This window comes from Marivirga lumbricoides (assembly GCF_014636295.1).
GTDB classification, from domain to species: Bacteria; Bacteroidota; Bacteroidia; order Cytophagales; family Cyclobacteriaceae; genus Marivirga; species Marivirga lumbricoides.
This window is the reverse complement of the sequence record NZ_BMEC01000003.1, coordinates 470,533-488,073: the sequence shown is the minus strand read 5'-3', so window position 1 is coordinate 488,073 and position 17,541 is coordinate 470,533. Positions and strand designations below refer to the sequence as shown.

The 17,541-nt window shown below is 36.0% G+C and carries 16 protein-coding genes; 12 read left to right on the top strand and 4 right to left on the bottom strand.

Going from position 1 to position 17,541, the window contains the following annotated elements; all coding sequences use genetic code 11:
• Positions 1-181: 181 nt before the first annotated feature.
• Both IEV85_RS06995 and IEV85_RS06990 read left to right on the top strand, forming a co-directional pair.
• Positions 182-457, top strand: coding sequence for a hypothetical protein (locus IEV85_RS06995; RefSeq protein WP_188461615.1), 276 nt, complete (start codon positions 182-184; stop codon positions 455-457).
• A gap of 134 nt (positions 458-591) precedes the next feature.
• Positions 592-2,622 (top strand): T9SS type A sorting domain-containing protein, encoded by a 2,031-nt coding sequence (locus IEV85_RS06990; protein WP_188461613.1) that lies wholly within the window; start codon positions 592-594, stop codon positions 2,620-2,622.
• A 104-nt stretch (positions 2,623-2,726) separates the two neighbouring features.
• On the opposite strand, the gene IEV85_RS06985 is transcribed toward IEV85_RS06990, so the two are convergent.
• The 4 genes from IEV85_RS06985 to IEV85_RS06970 all read right to left on the bottom strand — a co-directional run bounded on the left by IEV85_RS06985 (position 2,727) and on the right by IEV85_RS06970 (position 6,240).
• Positions 2,727-3,836 carry an alkene reductase gene (locus IEV85_RS06985; protein ID WP_188461611.1) on the bottom strand — a complete coding sequence of 370 codons (1,110 nt, stop codon included), beginning with the start codon at positions 3,834-3,836 and terminating at the stop codon, positions 2,727-2,729.
• 35 nt (positions 3,837-3,871) lie between these two features.
• Complete coding sequence (locus IEV85_RS06980; protein ID WP_188461609.1) at positions 3,872-4,309, bottom strand: MarR family winged helix-turn-helix transcriptional regulator; 438 nt, start codon at positions 4,307-4,309, stop codon at positions 3,872-3,874.
• Between the two features lie 109 nt (positions 4,310-4,418).
• Positions 4,419-4,985, bottom strand: a complete 567-nt coding sequence (locus IEV85_RS06975) for a hypothetical protein (RefSeq protein WP_188461607.1) — start codon at positions 4,983-4,985, stop codon at positions 4,419-4,421.
• A 46-nt stretch (positions 4,986-5,031) separates the two neighbouring features.
• Positions 5,032-6,240, bottom strand: a complete 1,209-nt coding sequence (locus IEV85_RS06970) for a PAS domain S-box protein (RefSeq protein WP_229712526.1) — start codon at positions 6,238-6,240, stop codon at positions 5,032-5,034.
• 179 nt (positions 6,241-6,419) lie between these two features.
• Between IEV85_RS06970 and IEV85_RS06965 the strand changes: the two genes are divergently transcribed.
• The 10 genes from IEV85_RS06965 to IEV85_RS06920 all read left to right on the top strand — a co-directional run bounded on the left by IEV85_RS06965 (position 6,420) and on the right by IEV85_RS06920 (position 17,531).
• The gene (locus tag IEV85_RS06965; RefSeq protein ID WP_188461602.1) at positions 6,420-6,941 is read left to right on the top strand and encodes an acyl-CoA thioesterase; all 522 of its coding nucleotides are present in this window, start codon (positions 6,420-6,422) and stop codon (positions 6,939-6,941) included.
• 1 nt (position 6,942) lies between these two features.
• Positions 6,943-7,431 (top strand): DNA polymerase III subunit psi, encoded by a 489-nt coding sequence (locus IEV85_RS06960; RefSeq protein WP_188461601.1) that lies wholly within the window; start codon positions 6,943-6,945, stop codon positions 7,429-7,431.
• A gap of 79 nt (positions 7,432-7,510) precedes the next feature.
• Positions 7,511-8,089, top strand: a complete 579-nt coding sequence (locus IEV85_RS06955; RefSeq protein WP_188461599.1) for a hypothetical protein — start codon at positions 7,511-7,513, stop codon at positions 8,087-8,089.
• Positions 8,090-8,092: 3 nt separating this feature from the next.
• Complete coding sequence (locus tag IEV85_RS06950; protein ID WP_188461597.1) at positions 8,093-8,380, top strand: winged helix-turn-helix domain-containing protein; 288 nt, start codon at positions 8,093-8,095, stop codon at positions 8,378-8,380.
• A gap of 83 nt (positions 8,381-8,463) precedes the next feature.
• Positions 8,464-9,171, top strand: a complete 708-nt coding sequence (locus tag IEV85_RS06945; RefSeq protein ID WP_188461595.1) for a tetratricopeptide repeat protein — start codon at positions 8,464-8,466, stop codon at positions 9,169-9,171.
• A gap of 22 nt (positions 9,172-9,193) precedes the next feature.
• Positions 9,194-11,263 (top strand): TonB-dependent receptor, encoded by a 2,070-nt coding sequence (locus tag IEV85_RS06940; protein ID WP_188461593.1) that lies wholly within the window; start codon positions 9,194-9,196, stop codon positions 11,261-11,263.
• 5 nt (positions 11,264-11,268) lie between these two features.
• A complete protein-coding gene (locus IEV85_RS06935; protein ID WP_188461591.1) occupies positions 11,269-11,538 on the top strand; it encodes a 2TM domain-containing protein in 270 nt (89 codons plus the stop codon).
• A gap of 610 nt (positions 11,539-12,148) precedes the next feature.
• On the top strand, positions 12,149-15,340 hold the full coding sequence (locus IEV85_RS06930) for an outer membrane beta-barrel protein (protein WP_188461588.1): 3,192 nt from the start codon (positions 12,149-12,151) through the stop codon (positions 15,338-15,340).
• A 173-nt stretch (positions 15,341-15,513) separates the two neighbouring features.
• Positions 15,514-16,872: an alkaline phosphatase family protein gene (locus tag IEV85_RS06925; RefSeq protein WP_188461586.1), complete on the top strand. Its 1,359-nt coding sequence runs from the start codon at positions 15,514-15,516 to the stop codon at positions 16,870-16,872.
• A 17-nt stretch (positions 16,873-16,889) separates the two neighbouring features.
• Complete coding sequence (locus IEV85_RS06920; RefSeq protein WP_188461583.1) at positions 16,890-17,531, top strand: Crp/Fnr family transcriptional regulator; 642 nt, start codon at positions 16,890-16,892, stop codon at positions 17,529-17,531.
• Positions 17,532-17,541 lie beyond the last annotated feature (10 nt).

The following is a 17,541-nucleotide window of genomic DNA, read 5'->3' as shown; positions in this document are numbered from 1 at the left end:
CCCATGATGCCCTGGGGAAAATGGCACCGATAGAATTTTCAGAATTTACCTCTGTTGGCGGTACCGCCAACAGAGGTAAAACTGTAACTTCTGACAAATAAACAGTTCTAATTAGGGGAAGCCTACATACTCAGATAGGAGCTATTTTTACTCTTATTTTTCTGGGGAGACTTCGAGAAGGGTGGAAAATTATATATTTCAAATAGCTATAGAAAATGACGAATTCGTTTCTCTTGACACCACCTCAAATAATTATTACAGGTATTACAGTTATCAGGAATTAGACACTATAGCTGTAAGGTTAATTGTATCCTCAGAATTTGGTTCTGACACTTCAAAAATCTCTATTTTTAATACAAGCCTCTTCACACCAATAATTTTAAGTGACGCTTACTCCACAGAAAATTTTATCGGTTTTAAATTTAAAAATGAAAGCAAACATAGTAAAGCGTATTAGTTGAACGATCTGTAAATAATGGACAATTTGAACGTTATGACACAATCCTCAATGTAAATCAAACTTTCTATTCAGACGAAGCAATAGTTCCTAATACATTCTACCGCTATAGATTAATTAATAAAAGAGATGACATGGTATCTAGCACCTCCTCTGCTATTGAAATCCAGTCCAAACGAATGGTTACCTGGAAAAAATTCAATGAAGACGGACTTAATAATTTATTAGATTCTATAAAACAAGGGTCCTTTAATCAGAAATTTTATAACAACGGGTTATTGTATTTACTTTCTTCTGAAACAAAGCAATTTAAAGCTTTTGATCTGGAAGCTAAAGAATTGAATACACTTCCCGATTTTATTGGAAGTGGTTATAAGAGATTTCAAGCTACTTTATTGTCAGAAAACAGGTTTTATTGCTTTGGCGCAGTAACAGAAGCAGATTCTTTGATAAAAGACGTATGGATCTATGATATTATAGAAAAGGAATGGTCAAAAGATACTATGTTACCAGCCAATATAGCACCTACAGATATAGCAACTGATGCAAATAATGGTAGAATTATAGTTATTGGAAAAAATGAAACAGGGAATGCCGTTATTTCTCAGTTTGATAAACTTGCTAAAAATTGGGATAACACAATTGCGTTAAATTACAGTTTTGATCCGTTTTTTTCTGAGATAAAAGGAGATTCATTGATTGCCTTGAGTTATTATGATAGAGTAGCTTATAATTTAAATGACCATGCAACAACTAGAAGTAAACCATTCTACTACAATTCCATACCAAATAGAGGTATTACTACACAAAACGGTAAAAACATAGCTGTTACAATATCAGGTATTTATGAAATAACAACATCAGCACCCTATTTTAAACGAACAGATATTCATAGATTAAGTCAATACTATGGATATGCATTTGTGCATAATGGAAAATTATTTTATGGTCTTGAGGATAATAATAAATTTACAGCATATGAGGATGACACCACTTACCAATATACCTATACAGATATACTTTATTATAAAGACGATACTGCACCGCTACCACCTGCCAATTTAAGGGTAGAAGAGATATCTTATACATCAGCTACATTAAAATGGATGGATTTAAACGAGGAAGATGAATATCTTTTAAAATACTATGATCCATCAGTACAAGACTACACAACTCGTTCGATAGCGGCAAATTCTGAAAGCTTCCCTCTTACTGAGCTACTACAAGATCGCTATTATGAGTTCGAGTTATTTTCTGTAAAAGATGGAAATTTAAGTGCCGCCCAAAGTGTATCGTTTCGTACTGTAAGAGGAGTTCCTTATGATGTAGAAAATTTTAAGGCAACAGTATTATCTTCTAGTAGCATAAGGTATGATTGGGATATTAATGATGATCTACCGATTGATACTATATTGTTTAACGATTATAATAGTAATACGATCCGCTTAAGCAAAAATGTATCCTCTTATATATTAGCAGACCTTCAAGAAAACTCTTATCAAAGTGTCGAAATACATACCGCAAATGAAATTGGTAGAAGTTATGGACTGTATTCTTGGGAAAAAACCCTTTTAAATGTACCTGATTTCCAAGTAATAATATACAGGGAAGAAAGTAAAATATTTGAATTAAGATGGAAGGATAACTCTGCTTATGAAGAATTTTTTAGAATATTCAGAAAATCTGCAAACGATACAGCTTTCATTCAGATTGATTCTGTTTTATCATCAGAAATTTATGATTTGGACAACCAACTTTATATTTATGAGGATGATATAGTTACTCAGAATGGAAATTATGAATATTATGTTCAAGCAAGATATTATGAAAAATACCAATCTGGTGAGTACTACTATGTTGAGGAAAACTACTCTATACCTTCAGACACTTTAAGTACAGATAATGCGGTTTTAAGTAACACATTAGCTAAAGATGCAATAACCAGAATTTACCCTAACCCTGCTCAATCTATAATTACTATTGATGTTAATACCTTATTATTGGTGAATATTGAATTGATTAGTGTTAGAGGAGAAAAGTTATCTCATAATTTGAAGGTAATTGATAATAACAAAATTGATGTCAGCAATATACCTACTGGTTTGTATTTTATAAAGCTACATACATCTGGTGGAACATTTATTCACAAACTGATCAAAAATTAAATAAAAAAATGGGTGCACTTAAAGTGAGTGCGCCTATTTTTTTTAAAAAAAACCACCCCAACTTTCGTCAGGGTGGCACAACCATTAAACTACTACCAAAAAAATTAACTCTTTACTTCTTCCAACTTCGGATAATCTGTATATCCTTTATGGCCAGGAGTGTAGAAAGTATCTGTATCAAACTCAGCTAATTCAGCACCTTGCTCAAAACGCTCTACTAAATCAGGGTTGGAAATGTATAGTTTTCCATAAGCCACCATATCTGCATCTCCGGCCTCAATTACTGCATTTCCTTTTTCCTGATCAAAGTTCGCATTGATGATGATGGTGCCTTTATAAATTGGTCTGTATCTTTTTGCTATTTGTGGTTCAGCAAATTCAACATCTGAAACATCATTAAAAGGCTCAGAAAGGTGTAGGTAAGCTAAATCATATTCATTTAACTTCTCAATAATATAATCGAAGGTAGGGATAGTTTCCTCATTCAAAGTCATCCCAAATATGCCGTGCAATGAAGGGTTTAACCTTAAACCAATCCTGTTTTCCGGCATTACTTCTTTTATAGCATCAATAATTTCGAATAAAATTCTGGCTCTGTTTTCTTTTGATCCACCATATTCGTCCGTTCTTTTGTTGGACGTACTGCTGAAGAATTGGTGCAATAAATAGCCATTGGAAGAGTGAATTTCCACTCCATCAAAACCTGCTTCCCACGCATTCTTTGCAGCATTTTTAAAATCCTGAACAGTTTGCTTTATGTCTTCAATTGTCATCTCCTTAGGAGTAACCGTATCTTTAAAGCCTTCAGGGGTATAAGATTGTGCTTCAGGATTGATAGCAGATGGCGCATGAGGCAAATCACCATTATGGAAATCAGGATGAGAAATACGTCCTACGTGCCATAGTTGAATAAATATTTTACCACCTTCTGCATGCACCATTTTAGTCACTTCTTTCCAGCCTTCTGTTTGCTCTTTGGTATGAATACCGGGCGTGTTCACATACCCTACAGCTTTTTCAGAAACCTGCGAACCTTCTGTGATAATTAAACCAGCAGAAGCACGCTGTTGATAATAAAGACCCTGTAAATCTGCTGTTGGCACTTTTCCGGGGTTATCAGCTCTACTTCTGGTCATAGGAGCCATTGCCACTCTGTTTTTTAATTCTAAATCGCCTATTTTAATCGGTTGTAATAATGCTTGTTCCTTACTCATTTGAATTGTTATTTAATTTTTCTTTTTGATTGAACTTATTTCCTTAAATCATTTAACAGCTGGTTAAGCTGTTCTATCTTATTTTCTTCTATAGAGAATTGAATCTTCTCAATAAGTGCTCTGCCTCTTTTCATCACTTCAATGCCAGCCGGAGAAAGCTCTATGTAAACCACTCTTTGGTCCATATTACATCGATCCTTTTGCGTAAATCCTTTTTCACATAATTTATTAAGCAATCGGGAAACATTGGAGCGGTCATCAATCATCCTATCTTTAATAATTTGAACATTAGCCCTTCCCTCCTTCTGTCCATGAATAATGCGCAAAACGTTTAGCTGTTGAAATGAAATATCCAATGGGGATAGCACTTTAGCAATCAGGTTTTCCAGCCAGTTGGCTGAATAAAGCAGTTCTGCAATGAGCTTCTGGCTACTATCTTTAAATTGATGATTTATCGCCTTCTCTATCTCCATCTTTATTTCATAATTATTAATTCCATGGATTTATATTCCATGGATCCTATTACGAGAATAGTATCAATAGGTTATAAAAAATGGAGGAAGCAATTGAACAGATAATTATTTAATGGCTTTGCCAGCCCCAGGGCTTTTTGGGTGGATCCACTGGTTTGGTGAGATCGAATTCAATGCTAATTGGTTTATCACTGTTAATTCTCCTCAGGTTATAAGTTAATGTGGAGTCGTTTACTGTTACCCACCAAATATTGCCAGCAGCATAAGGGATAAGATTAGCAGTTTCCTGATCAGCAGGAAAATACTGAAGGTTATCAAAGCCTGTGTTGGAGGTGCTACCTCCATATTGCGTTACTTTGTCTTCAGAACCATCCTCATGCCTGTGATCATGCTTTAATTGAATACCTTCTTCAAGTAAAGTAAATACCCACGTACGTGATCTGTTATCTCCTACCACTAAAGGAACCCGAATCACACTATCGCTACATTGAAAAAAGTGTATGGTAAGCAATTTATCTTTGAAATCTTTAGGTTCAGGGGTAGTAATTAATTTACCCTCATAACTTTTACCACAATGTAAGGAAAGGGAATTCCAAAATTTTAATTGCGGACTCTGCTGAGCTATTAAACTACTGCTGTTTAAACAAACAAAGATTAAAAGGAATCTGAAAAGCATTTAATTAAAGTTAAAGCGAAGTAAAATCTAAGCTGTAAAGATATGGCTATAATTTTTTAGACTTATTAATATTGATCATTTCTCTTTTTTCACTCATTAGAGTAAAAGCGTTTCTACTTAGGCTTTCATTCATCTCTCTGATAACTCTATCCATTGTTTCTGAGGTTTCTTTCATTTTCTCTATCAAATAAGCGGGATCCTCATATTTTTTAAAGATAGAAATTAAGCCTAACATGCTAGTCAGTGGCCCCCGTAATTTATGGGAAGTTTGAAAAGCATAATCAGCAAAGTCATTCAGCAAGTTTTCCTGGTTTATTTCCAGCTTTTTTCTTTCAGTAATATCGTAGTTGACTGACATAAATTTATATACCTCGCCAGAATGATTCCTTATTGGACTGATAATCATATCTACCCAAAACACTTCTCCTGACTTACTTTTATTTTGGACATCCCCACGCCATAATTCTCCTTTTCTTATTTTTTTCCATAACTCATGCCAGAAAGCTTCATCATGGTAGCCGCTTTCAAGCATCTGAATAGGCTTACCTACAAGTTCTGATCTATCATACCCACTTATTTCACAAAACAAATCGTTCACTTCCTGTAGTTTACCATCTACTCCGGTAATTGACACCAAAGCTGCCTTATCGAGAGATTTCTGAAAGTTTTCACGCTCAATTTCAGCCATTACCTTCTTATTTACATTGATAGAAGTAACTAATCTACACTTCATTCCTTCGTATACTGTTTTATGTGAGAAAATATTCACATAGAAAAACTCTCCTTTCTTGCTTTTATGTAACCATTCACCACTATCGCCAAACCTTCGTACCTCATTACTTAGTGACTCATTAAGTTTGTGGTGTTCTGAGGAAGGCCTCAGATCATAAAGAGTAAGTTTTTTAAATTCTAAAAAAGTATAACCATACTGATAGGAAGCTGCTTTATTCGCCAATAGGATTCTATAATTTTCTAAATCATATATCCACATAGGATTAGGGTTATTCTCAAACAACCTTTCAAAATCATTTTTGATATAGAGTAATGATTTTGTCCTTCGTCTGATAAGATAAAAAAGTAACAGAGCTGTTATTGCAACATAGAATATTCCTTTCAACGACCCTATTACATATAACAAGCCAGAAGGAACAACAAAAATGTGTCCCAAATAAAGTAGTAGGTTATCTGATAACGTGATCCAAACAAATCCTACAATAAGGTAGATTCCAGGGATGAACCAATCCTTTTCTGACATTTTCATAGAGAACAGCCTTGGTTGATATTCGACAAGTTAATTAAAAACTTACAATAAAAGAATATAAGGATGGTTTCCTACTTTAGTAGTACAAAAAGGCGAAGAGAGCTTCAAATCAAATTTGAAGATGATACCTGAGGTTCTCATTCTATGTATTATCTTTGCGCAAAAATTCACGTATGCCAAAAATAATTAAAAAGCCTCAGGAATCGTATACCATCATGACGGAACTGGTGCTTCCCAATGATACCAACCCTTTAAATAATTTAATGGGCGGAAGACTAATGCATTGGATGGATATTGTTTCCGCTATAACAGCTCAAAAACATTGCAATAGAATAGTCGTAACGGCCTCGGTAGACAATATTTCCTTTGAACACCCCATAGCTTTAGGGGATGTTGTTACGCTGGAAGCTAAAGTAACACGAGCTTTTAATTCCTCTGTAGAAGTGCATATAGTAGTGAAAGGAGAAAATATTCCTTCAGGAAAGAAATACTCCTCTAATTCTGCTTTCTTTACTTTTGTGGCAGTGGATCAGTCTGGTCGACCTATCGATATACCGGAATTAAAGCCTGAAACGGAGGAAGAAAAAGAACTTTTTGATGGCGCTTTGAGAAGAAGACAATTAAGATTAGTTTTAGCAAAGAGAATGAAGCCTGAAGATGCAGCCGAACTTAAATCAATTTTCAAGATAGATTAAAATGAAAATAGACCAGGAATATTTACCACTGATCTTTGAAACTGATATTATCTATGTAACAGAAGAAGCAAATTCTTCTGTTGCAGCAGATGTAGAAAAATTTCCAGCCATCAATAATAAATCCCCCAAAGCCGAAAAACCTATCGAGGTTGTCAATGAGGCTCCACAAGCTTATACAAGCACCTCTTCAGTAATACAGGTAATGATAGATGACAATTTCGGCGACAATGACAAGATACTTTTAGGCAATATTTTAAAGGCATTGAATACCGACTTATCGGAAGTAACAATTTTACAGGAGCACCCTGAGGATTTCAAAAATACAAATGCATCCCTTTTCCTCTGCTTTGATGACAACTTAGTTAAAAGCAGCCAATACGAGTTAAATCAGGTTTTTAAAACAAAAGTCATCTATAGCCATAGTCTTTCTACTTTGGATAAGAACAAAACACTTAAAATGTCACTTTGGAAACTTCTGAAAGAGTTCTAATAATTTTTTTAATATATTTGGTTTATAAAATAAACCACTCTATATTTGAGTATTATTTATAAGCAATAATGGCAATAATATGAAAGAAGAGCAATTTACAGCAGATGAAAGCCTCCAAATCATAAGAGAGATGGTGGCTAAAACTAAACATGACATTGCTTCAGATAGGGTAATCTATTTAATGTGGGGGTATGGAGTAGCTATAAGTAGTTTATTACATTACGGCTTTCAATTTATATTAGACATGCCTCAGAATATTGCAGCATCTGTTTGGCTAAGTATGCCGGTATTAGGAATTATTAATGGAGTGTATTTTACAAGAAAGAGTAAAAAAATAAATGTAAAGACTTATATCGATAGGGCAATGTCATCAGTTTGGCTCAGCTTTATTGCTGCATTGTTGGTTTTTCTCTTTTCAGCACCTACCGTTGGCTGGGAAATTATTTACCCTGCTCTAATGGTATTATACGGAATTGGAGCTTCTATTTCCGGAGGTATTTTAAAGTTTAAACCCCTGATTTTTGGAGGAGCAATAAGTATGGCCATAGCTTTTGTGGCTTTTCACTTTAGTTTTGAGATTCAACTATTGTTATTAGCAGCTGCAATTATTGCCAGCTTTATTATTCCTGCTCATCAGTTACCTAGAAAAAAATTATAAAGGATGTTTAAACCACTAGATCCCCTTTTACATTCACAATTAAGACTGGCGATAATGAGTTTATTAATGAATGTGGAGCAGGCAGAATTTACTTATATCAAAGAAAAAACTGAAGCTACAGCGGGTAATTTAAGTGTGCAGGTAAATAAACTGAAAGATGCAGGGTACATTACAGTAGAAAAAAGTTTTAAAGATAATTATCCGCTCACAACTTGCAAGGTCACTGAAAAAGGAATAGATGCTTTTGAAAACTACTTAAATGCTTTGAGATCCTATATTAAACCCAGTTAAGCATTAAAAAATAAACAGCAATTACAGACTGATCATCAGTCTTTTTTAATAATAATTTACTTTATAAAATAAACTACTTTATAATGAAACGTCAAATTCTGAAATCACTCGTAATTATTATCACATTAGTTGCAGCTAACTACCAGGCAGGCGCACAAACTGCAAAGGAAGTTTCTTATCAGGCTTACCTAACCAATAGTGAAGAATTATGGAAACTAGCCATTAAAAAAGCAGATAATCCATGGAGTAAAGCTCTGGCTTGTTATGGGCTACTCAATTTCACGATGGTGGCTCAAAATGAAGAGCTATTTGATGATTACTTAGACACCACGCTAGATCTGCTGGAAGAATCAGAAAATGATGAAAAGCATAAGGCTGAAGCTTTAGCGCTACGCGCTTCAATCTACGGTTTTATCATGGGCTATTCCCCCTGGAAAGGAATGCTTTATGGCCCTAAAAGCTCCAGTGCTATCAATGAAGCCCTGAAATTAAGTAAAACATCAGGCATAGTATGGATGGTGCAAGGTAGTTCTTTGTTCTATACCCCGGAATCATTTGGAGGAGATAAAGCAGAAGCTGAAAAAGCTTTTGAAAAAAGTATAGAAAGCTATGAGAATAACGGAGATACCCTAACCCACTGGCTTTATTTGAGCGCGCTTGCCAATCTCGGACGAACATATTATGCTAACGGAAAGCACAACCTTGCTAAAGCCACCTATGAAAAAGCACTAGCTATAGAACCTCAATATCATTGGGTTTCTAAAGTATTACTGCCACAGGTAAAGAAATAGACGAAACCATTCTCAATCAGTTATGCGACATCTCTCCCTTCTTATAAAGCTCTGGCTCTATGCCCATTTAGGAATTGCGCAGGTAATGGATATATCCGGAATTGTAAAAGATGCCAATACCGGGGAGGCATTACCCGGAGCGCATGTTTTGGTGCCTTCCTCATTCTCTAAAAGCAATATAACAAATGAAAAAGGTTACTTCTTTCTAAAAAATTTACGGGAAGGTGACACGCTAATTGTCACTTTTATCGGATATCAGGAAAGAATTTTCCTGGCTTCTGAAAGCAGGGACTCAATTACGATTTTATTGCAGCCAGGAAATGTAAAGTTGAAAGAAGTTATGGTGAAATCAGCTGTATTAGGGGCTGAAAACTTTTCCTTTAGTAAGCTAACACCCATTGATATTTACCAGAACCCAAACTCAAAAGCAGATGCGCTTGTAGCAGTTAATACCAGTGCTTCATCCACTACTACGGATGAAAATGCAGCAGTTTCATTCAGAGGAGCCAGTCCGAATCAAACCGGCTATTTTCTGAATGGAGTCCCTATTAAAAATCCCATCAAGTATGCTCAATTAACCAATACCGGCACCTTAAGTATCTTTAATACCGATTTTCTCAAAAAAGTGACTGTATTTCCCGGAAATCCTCCGCTTGAATATGGGCAGTCAACCTCGGGAACTATTGTATTGGAAACTGCTGATAGATTCCCTTCCTACTGGCAACAAACGGCAAGTATTTCTCTGGCCAATCTGGGTTATTCAGCCAGAGGCGAAATTGGAAAACAAACATTTGTGGGAGTTTTTGCTAATTATCAATTTGATGAAGCTTTAAAAGCTGTAAACCCCATTAACTTTGAAAATATTAACGCTTTCAATTCATTGGATGGTGGCCTCCTGTTAAGTTCACATCAGAAATGGGGTTCCCTGAAATTTTACCAGTATGGGCTTTGGGACAATTATAATTTCCAATACAGGCATCCAAGTTATCAAAACGCATTTTTACAAGAAGCTGTCAGAAGCATTTCTACACTTCAGTGGGTTCAGGAGCTTAATGATTGGCAGATAAATGCTGTATTAGGCAATTCTTATTTAGACAAAAAAATAAGTTTTGGCAACCTCAACTTCAGTGAAAAAGACTTCGATCCTTATGGTGCACTGAATTTCACATGGCGCAAAGACAATAATCTGCTAAAAACAGGATATTCTTTCTGGCATCAAAACAACTTTCGGGAAGGCAGATTCCCAACTTATTCATATGCCATGTCACCAGAACATCCATCTAATCAATTTTCCGGTGAACAATCTGCTTCCAGCCACGAACTCTACACGTTCTACAGAAAAATTTGGAGAAATCATTCAATAGGATCAGGCGTAAGGCTGGGATACCTCCCGGAACTACAAAAAAGGCTGTACAGCTACCAAATCAACTATAGATACGAGTTAAGTTCCTCACTAAAAGTAAAGGCAGGAGTAGGAAGGTATTACCAGATTAGAAATACAGAGCGGGCTATAGATTATGCATATCAAAGCAGCATAGATTTGCACTATTCAGGACCTCAATGGGCCATTGAACAAAGCTTCTATTATAATTTTAGACAGGAAAAAGAACAGACCAAAGGAGCGGAAAGCAGAATCACGTATCAACCCAATAGTAAAATTCAGTTAGATCAATCTTTATCCTATGTATCTCACAATACCAGAAAGGATCAATGGTTTATCAGATCATTTGCTATCTACAAACCTTTTTCTCAATGGTCTTTGAATGCTTCCTATCAGTCATTTGCAGGGGGCAATTCAGCCCTTGTTTCCTCTGCCTCATTTAACAATGAATTGAGCGTTTATGCGCCATTTCAATCTGGTAAAACACTTTCATTCCAACCCTATAGCAATCTCTCTTTAGGCATCAACCACCTATTTGCTATCAATGGGTATACCAATGGAATAGCCTTTATTTCAGTTACAAATTTATTAGACACAAAAAACAGTTTTGATATCAACTACAACTTTGACTATAGCCAATATGACAAAATGTACTTATCAAGAAGAAGCATTTACGCTGGTATAATTATCAATTTAATCAATAAAAAATAAAAATCATGGACACAAACGACAGAAAATTATGGGAGCAAGCCGAAGCTCAAGTAGGTTTTAAACGACATGCAGTCACTTATCTTTTTGTAAACATATTTCTTTGGGGAGTATGGTACTTTTCAAGCTCCAACTACTCAATCGGATTCCCTTGGCCAACTTTTGCAAGCCTGGGTTGGGGCATTGGTCTTGTAAGTCACTACTTAAAAGTATATGTCTTTAGGGAAAATGACGCTATACAAAGAGAGTATGATCAATTAAAAAGAAAACAGAAATAAGCTAAGAAAAGCAAAAGATAAAAGCTGTTGAAAGTTAGGATCAGCTTTATCTCCACTTACAACTAATTTTAAGCCCCTGATTATTTTACTATTTTCAAACTTAAAAGACTTGATACGAATGTAGTTAACTTTGTTGTTTTACTTTATACAGCATTGGGAATCGGAGCAATTTTTTATGCTTTAAGACAAGAGGGGTATGGGCGGTCGATTTGATTTCTTATGCTAATCCTCTTATTAGCAGGTTGGGCGGGAATGTTATGGATTAATCTGGTGGGTTCCGGTGTATGAATGCATGGATTCCCACCGGCTCATAATGCCGCTTTCAGGCCAAAAGAAAGAGGTCCCAAAAAAGAAGAAAAATCTGCTGCAATGTTTGGTGTGTTTTTCCGGGTACTTATCATATTACTTTTAATAGCCATGTTAACGGGTATTTTTGTCTGAAATACTCATTATAAAACAAGAAAAAAAACACTTCACAGACTATATTTCTATAAGGTTAATCATACATTAATAAATGTTTAAGTTAATACCGGATGTTAAATTTTAACATCAGCTGATCGATACGTGCTTATAAATTTGATGGCATCAATAACCATTTAAATCTATAAACATGAGATCAAAAATTACCGCACTAATGAGGATGATTCCTGTTATTTCCGGAGTCATTTTCCTAATTATCACTGTCCACTTTAATGGATGGGCACAATCTACAGATGCTACGATCAGTGGAACAGTTAAAGCTAACGATGGAGGCGAGCTTCCTGGCGCAACAGTACAGGTTATTAACGAATCAACAGGATTTAAAGCAGCTACTATAACAGCAGTAGATGGTCAGTTTCAATTGAGGCAATTACCTTTAGGTGGGCCTTACACACTTACCATCAGTTTTATTGGTTACCAAACACATATTAAAACGGGTATCAATCTTAATCAGGGCGATAAAGCTAATTTTGATGTAAGCATGAATATTTCTTCAGAGCAGCTGGATGAAGTAGTAGTAAGTGCTGATAACATCTCTAAAAGAGTAGATCGTGTTGGTTCAGGTATTGCCATCAGTGAAAAGAGAATGAAAAACCTTCCTAATGAAGGACGAAATTTTACAAATCTTACCGCCTTATCACCCCTACAAGGAGGTGGTGGAATTAACTTAGGTGGCCAAAGAAGAACTTCCACAAATGTAACTGTGGATGGAGTAAATGCGAGAAACCAATTAACTGCAGGGGAAATTGGTCGTGGCCCTTATACTATATCTATGGAGGCTATCCGTGAATTTGAAGTAGTAACTAATTCTTATGATGTTACACAAGGCAGACAAGCAGGGGGTGCACTTAATGCAGTTACTAAAACCGGAACTAATCAGTTGGAAGGATCGGCTTTTATTTACCACAGAAACGACAATCTTTCCAGCAACCTCGATATAAGAGGAAATGAAAGAACACAAGACTTCTACAATTACCAGTGGGGATTTAGCCTTGGAGGGCCTATTATTAAAGATAAGCTTCACTTTTTTGTAGCATATGACAGACAAGACGCAGGAGAGCCTGAATTTATTGCTGACATCAATAGTGAAAATGACGAAAGACGATTAGGAATCAGACAGGACACGCTACAAAAAGCACTTAAGATTGCCAGAGACTTATATGGGGTAAGTGATGCGCAACAAATTGGGCAGTTCAGCAGAAAAACTGTAGCAAATACATTATTCACCAGACTGGACTGGCAATTAAACAAAAAAAACAGGCTTACACTTAGAAATAATTATACTGACTGGAACAACCCGTTTAGCGTAAATGACAACTCCAATATTAACATTGCTGAAACATGGTCTGATTTCTCCTCAAGAGAAAATAGTTTACTGCTCTCCTTACGTACTGCAGTAAATGCTTTGTTAACCAATGAACTGAAGGTGCAGCTACAGCATGCGGAAAGAGAATTTGTCCCTAGTAGTCAATTGCCTGCTTCGAATATCCCCCGTGCTATAGTAAGGCTAACCAGCCCATTCCCTACAGAAAGTAATCCTAATGCTACTCAATCGAGAACTTTTCAGTTTGGGGGCCAAAGGTTTACTCCTGAAACTAACTTAGAAAGGCAAATTCAACTGGTAAACACCACTTACCTTACAAAAGGAAAGTATAATTTTTCGTTTGGAACAGATAACATGATTACCTATCTGGAAACTTTGCTTTCAAATGAGCAAAACGGAAGATTCTTTTTCAATAATATGCAGGACTTTGAAAATATGCAGCCAGCCCGGTACGCCAGAGAAGTACCTACACAAGGACTACCTATTGTTAAACAAACGGTAATGGATATCTCATTTTTTGGTCAGGTAGAGTTTGATATGTTCAAAAACTTTAATACCACCTTCGGTTTAAGGTACGATGCTACTCTCTTCATGGAAAAAGCACAGTATAACCCTATAGTTGATAGAGAATTGGGAATTAAAACAGACGTATTACCCTCCGACCCTGTTAACATACAACCGAGATTTCAGAGCATTTGGAATGTGAAAGGAGAAAATAAACATATAATAAAAGCGGGAGCAGGTTTATTTTCCGCACAACCACATTATTATGCTCAAGTTAACAACATCCAGAATAGCGGAGAATTATTGGCTGCTGTAGATGTAAGTGACCCTGACTTAATACCTGAACCTGACTTTGTACGCTACAGAGAAGACCCTTCCACGGTGCCGGGAATACCTGAGGGGGCTGAAGCGGGCATCGCTACAATTAATGCTGCAAGTGAGAATTTCAAGGTTCCAAACACATTAAAAGCAAATATTAGTTATAATCACTTTTTCAGTGATAAGCTAAGAGTGGGGATCAATGGTTTGTTCAGTAAAACTTTTAACAATTATGTGTACCAGGAAGCCAACCTTGTTGATAATCCTTACTTTACATTAAGCAATGAAAACAACAGAGGGGTGTTTGTTCCAGCCTCTTCTATCGGTGCAAATGGCCAAACCGATTGGCTCAATTCAAGAAAATCTGATCTGGTGGGTCGAACACTAGTGCTTACATCAGACGGGGAACTGACACAATTAGCTGTAGTTTTAGATGCAACTTTAAGAATTGGTAATGACGGCAATTTAAATGTCAGCTATACAAGAAACGAGGCGAAGGATAATTCATCGTATAATTGCTGCGTTGCCAACACTTCTACCTTTTTACCAGTAGAGGATGATCCCAGAGCTCTTAATTATGGATATTCAGACAACCATTTCAGCGACAAATTAGTGGTAAATGGAATTTCCCCTACATTCTTAGGCTTTAATATTGGATTTACTTTTTCAGGAATCGGTGGAACACGCTATTCTTTCCTCACTACTAACGGCAGTTTAAATGGAGACTTTAACCTAAGAAATGACCTGGCTTTTGTTTATGATCCAAATGATCCTGAAACTCCTGAGAATATACGTAACGGTATGCTAAGCATATTGAACGATCCTGAAACATCCAAAAGTGTTAAGGATTACATCAATAATAATTTAGGAAAAGTAGCAGAAAGAAACGGAGGGGTTAATCCTTTCTTTTACCTCATTGACATGAGAATGCTGAAGAAAATAAGCCTTAAAGGCAGCCATAACATTGAGCTCTCAGCCGATATCTTCAACGTAGCTAATTTACTTAATTCCGAATGGGGAAATAATAATAATTTCGGAAATAGGAATCTGCTTCGCATTACAGGATTCGACCAGGCTACTAAAAACTACCTTTATGATGTGGAAAGTAATGTGGGGACTTTGCCGGTGAATGGAAACCCATGGCGCATTCAACTAGGATTACGCTACTCATTTTAAACAGATCTCTTTGAACAATTACGCAAAATATGCATCTGAAATTCAGAAACAAACGATCAACCATTGTGTAATCTGATTTTAGAGTATATATAAGCTAAAGCAAATCAAATAAGGGAACATAATCATAATGTTCCCTTAACTCCTTCTATTTATTTAATCTATAATTTTAGAATATGAAAAAGATATATTATTTCATAGTTATATCCTTATACCTGTCTTCACCCCTGCTTTTTGCTCAAGAAAATGGAGCTTTAAAAACTAAAAAGCATGTTATATTAATTTCAATTGATGGATTACGCCCAGACTTTTATCTAAAGGAAAGCTGGCCTGCTCCCGTTTTACAACACATGGCAAAGGAAGGAAGTTATGCGCAGGCAGTAAAGGGTATTTTTCCTTCAGTTACTTACCCTTCTCATACTACTATAGTAAGTGGAAACCCTCCTGCTGCTCATGGTATTTATTACAACACTCCTTTTGAACCTGAAGGAGCAACAGGTAAATGGTATTGGGAATACAATGAAATAAAAGTACCTACTTTATTTTCGGCAGTAAGGGCTGCTGGTAAAAAAAGTGGTGCCGTATCATGGCCTGTCACTGTTGGTGCCCCAATAGATTACAATCTCCCGGAAGTATGGTCACTTAATAAAGAAGAAGATAGATTCGCGCCTTTAAGAAAAAATGCTTCTCCTGACGGCTTCGTAGAGGAAATTGAAACCAATGCAATAGGCAAGATTAATATTAACAACTTTGGAAATGGCGGTTATCTCGCAAGGGAACCAAAGTTTGCTGCAGCAGCCTGCTATATATTTGAAAAATACATGCCAGACCTGCTTGCTGTACATTTAATAGCGACAGATCACTTTCAGCACACCAATGGCAGAGAAGGTTTTGCTGTAGAAAGAGCCATTTCTTCGGTAGATGCTGCTATCAGCCAGATTTTAGAAACAGTGGAAAGATTGGGAATGATGGAGCAAACTACCTTTATAGTAACAGGAGATCATGGTTTTGTAGATATTCACTCTGTATTAGCTCCTAACATCTGGCTAAAAAAAGCCGGTTTAATAAGTGAAGATGGCAAGTCATGGAAAGCAAAATTTCACACATCAGGAGCTTCTGCTTTTCTCCATTTAAAGGACGAAGGCGATAAAAAGACTGCTGACAAGGTAAAGAAATTGCTGGAGCAAATCCCTGCAAAGTACCAGAAGTTATTTCGCATAGTTGATAATAGGGAATTAAAAAACGTTGGTGCTGATCCCCATGCAGTTTTGGCTCTGGCTCCGGTGGAAGGGATCGCAATGAGTTCATCGACTGAAGGAGAACCCCTTAAAAAAGGAAGTGGTGGAACTCATGGCTTTTTCCCTGAGACACAAAACATTTATACAGGATTTATTGCTTTTGGAGCAGGCATACAAAAAGGTATTGTGATTAAAGAAATGTCACTTATAGATATTGCACCCATTATTTCAAATATTCTTGATCTTAAGGAAGTAAAAAGTTCCGGTATATTTTATCCTGCTATATTGAAAGATTAAATTTTAGTTAATATATCATGTCAAATAATTTCTTACTTTATAACTATTTGCAAAAATCCCCTAGATATAAGGGGAAGATTTCAGAAAGGATCAGTTCCTTATTTTTTAAGAAGGGAGATTATATTTATAAACCATCCGAAGAGCTTTATACAGCTTACGAATTAGTAAAAGGTGTAGTTAAAGTAGGGAGCTATTCTAAAGATGGAAATGAATGTGTATACGATATATTAAAACCAGGAGATATTTTTGGAAACCTGCATTACCTTGACGGCAATTTTCAGGAATTTACTAAATGTTTAACTGACGTTGAGCTGCGCTTATATGACTTAGTATTTTACAAAAGGATTGTTATTCAGGATTATAACATTGCTGAGTGGTTTAACCAGTATATTGTAAGAAGATGGTGCAGGGCAGAAACAAGATTTTTCACTACTATTTCAGAAGATATTCTTATCAGGATTAAAAGACTTTACAAAGAGTTCAACTACACCATAAAAGATGCTAATGGAAAAGAAGTAAATATCTTTGCCTTATTTTCGCAAAAGGATATAGCTGACTTAACAGGTTCTACAAGGCAAAGTGTAGCACAAGCATTTCGAAGAATAGAAAACAAACAGGAATCTTTGAAAATGGAAATGGATACTGTTAAAATGCCATAAAAAAACCTGC

Excerpts from the sequence above, each read along its gene's own strand:
- IEV85_RS06990 (WP_188461613.1), top strand. The coding sequence starts at position 592 with ATGGTATCTAGCACCTCCTCTGCTATTGAAATCCAGTCCAAACGAATG.
- IEV85_RS06985 (WP_188461611.1), bottom strand. The coding sequence starts at position 3,836 with ATGAGTAAGGAACAAGCATTATTACAACCGATTAAAATAGGCGATTTA.
- IEV85_RS06980 (WP_188461609.1), bottom strand. The coding sequence starts at position 4,309 with ATGGAGATAGAGAAGGCGATAAATCATCAATTTAAAGATAGTAGCCAG.
- IEV85_RS06975 (WP_188461607.1), bottom strand. The coding sequence starts at position 4,985 with ATGCTTTTCAGATTCCTTTTAATCTTTGTTTGTTTAAACAGCAGTAGT.
- IEV85_RS06970 (WP_229712526.1), bottom strand. The coding sequence starts at position 6,240 with ATGTCAGAAAAGGATTGGTTCATCCCTGGAATCTACCTTATTGTAGGA.
- IEV85_RS06965 (WP_188461602.1), top strand. The coding sequence starts at position 6,420 with ATGCCAAAAATAATTAAAAAGCCTCAGGAATCGTATACCATCATGACG.
- IEV85_RS06960 (WP_188461601.1), top strand. The coding sequence starts at position 6,943 with ATGAAAATAGACCAGGAATATTTACCACTGATCTTTGAAACTGATATT.
- IEV85_RS06955 (WP_188461599.1), top strand. The coding sequence starts at position 7,511 with ATGAAAGAAGAGCAATTTACAGCAGATGAAAGCCTCCAAATCATAAGA.
- IEV85_RS06950 (WP_188461597.1), top strand. The coding sequence starts at position 8,093 with ATGTTTAAACCACTAGATCCCCTTTTACATTCACAATTAAGACTGGCG.
- IEV85_RS06945 (WP_188461595.1), top strand. The coding sequence starts at position 8,464 with ATGAAACGTCAAATTCTGAAATCACTCGTAATTATTATCACATTAGTT.
- IEV85_RS06940 (WP_188461593.1), top strand. The coding sequence starts at position 9,194 with ATGCGACATCTCTCCCTTCTTATAAAGCTCTGGCTCTATGCCCATTTA.
- IEV85_RS06935 (WP_188461591.1), top strand. The coding sequence starts at position 11,269 with ATGGACACAAACGACAGAAAATTATGGGAGCAAGCCGAAGCTCAAGTA.
- IEV85_RS06930 (WP_188461588.1), top strand. The coding sequence starts at position 12,149 with ATGAGATCAAAAATTACCGCACTAATGAGGATGATTCCTGTTATTTCC.
- IEV85_RS06925 (WP_188461586.1), top strand. The coding sequence starts at position 15,514 with ATGAAAAAGATATATTATTTCATAGTTATATCCTTATACCTGTCTTCA.
- IEV85_RS06920 (WP_188461583.1), top strand. The coding sequence starts at position 16,890 with ATGTCAAATAATTTCTTACTTTATAACTATTTGCAAAAATCCCCTAGA.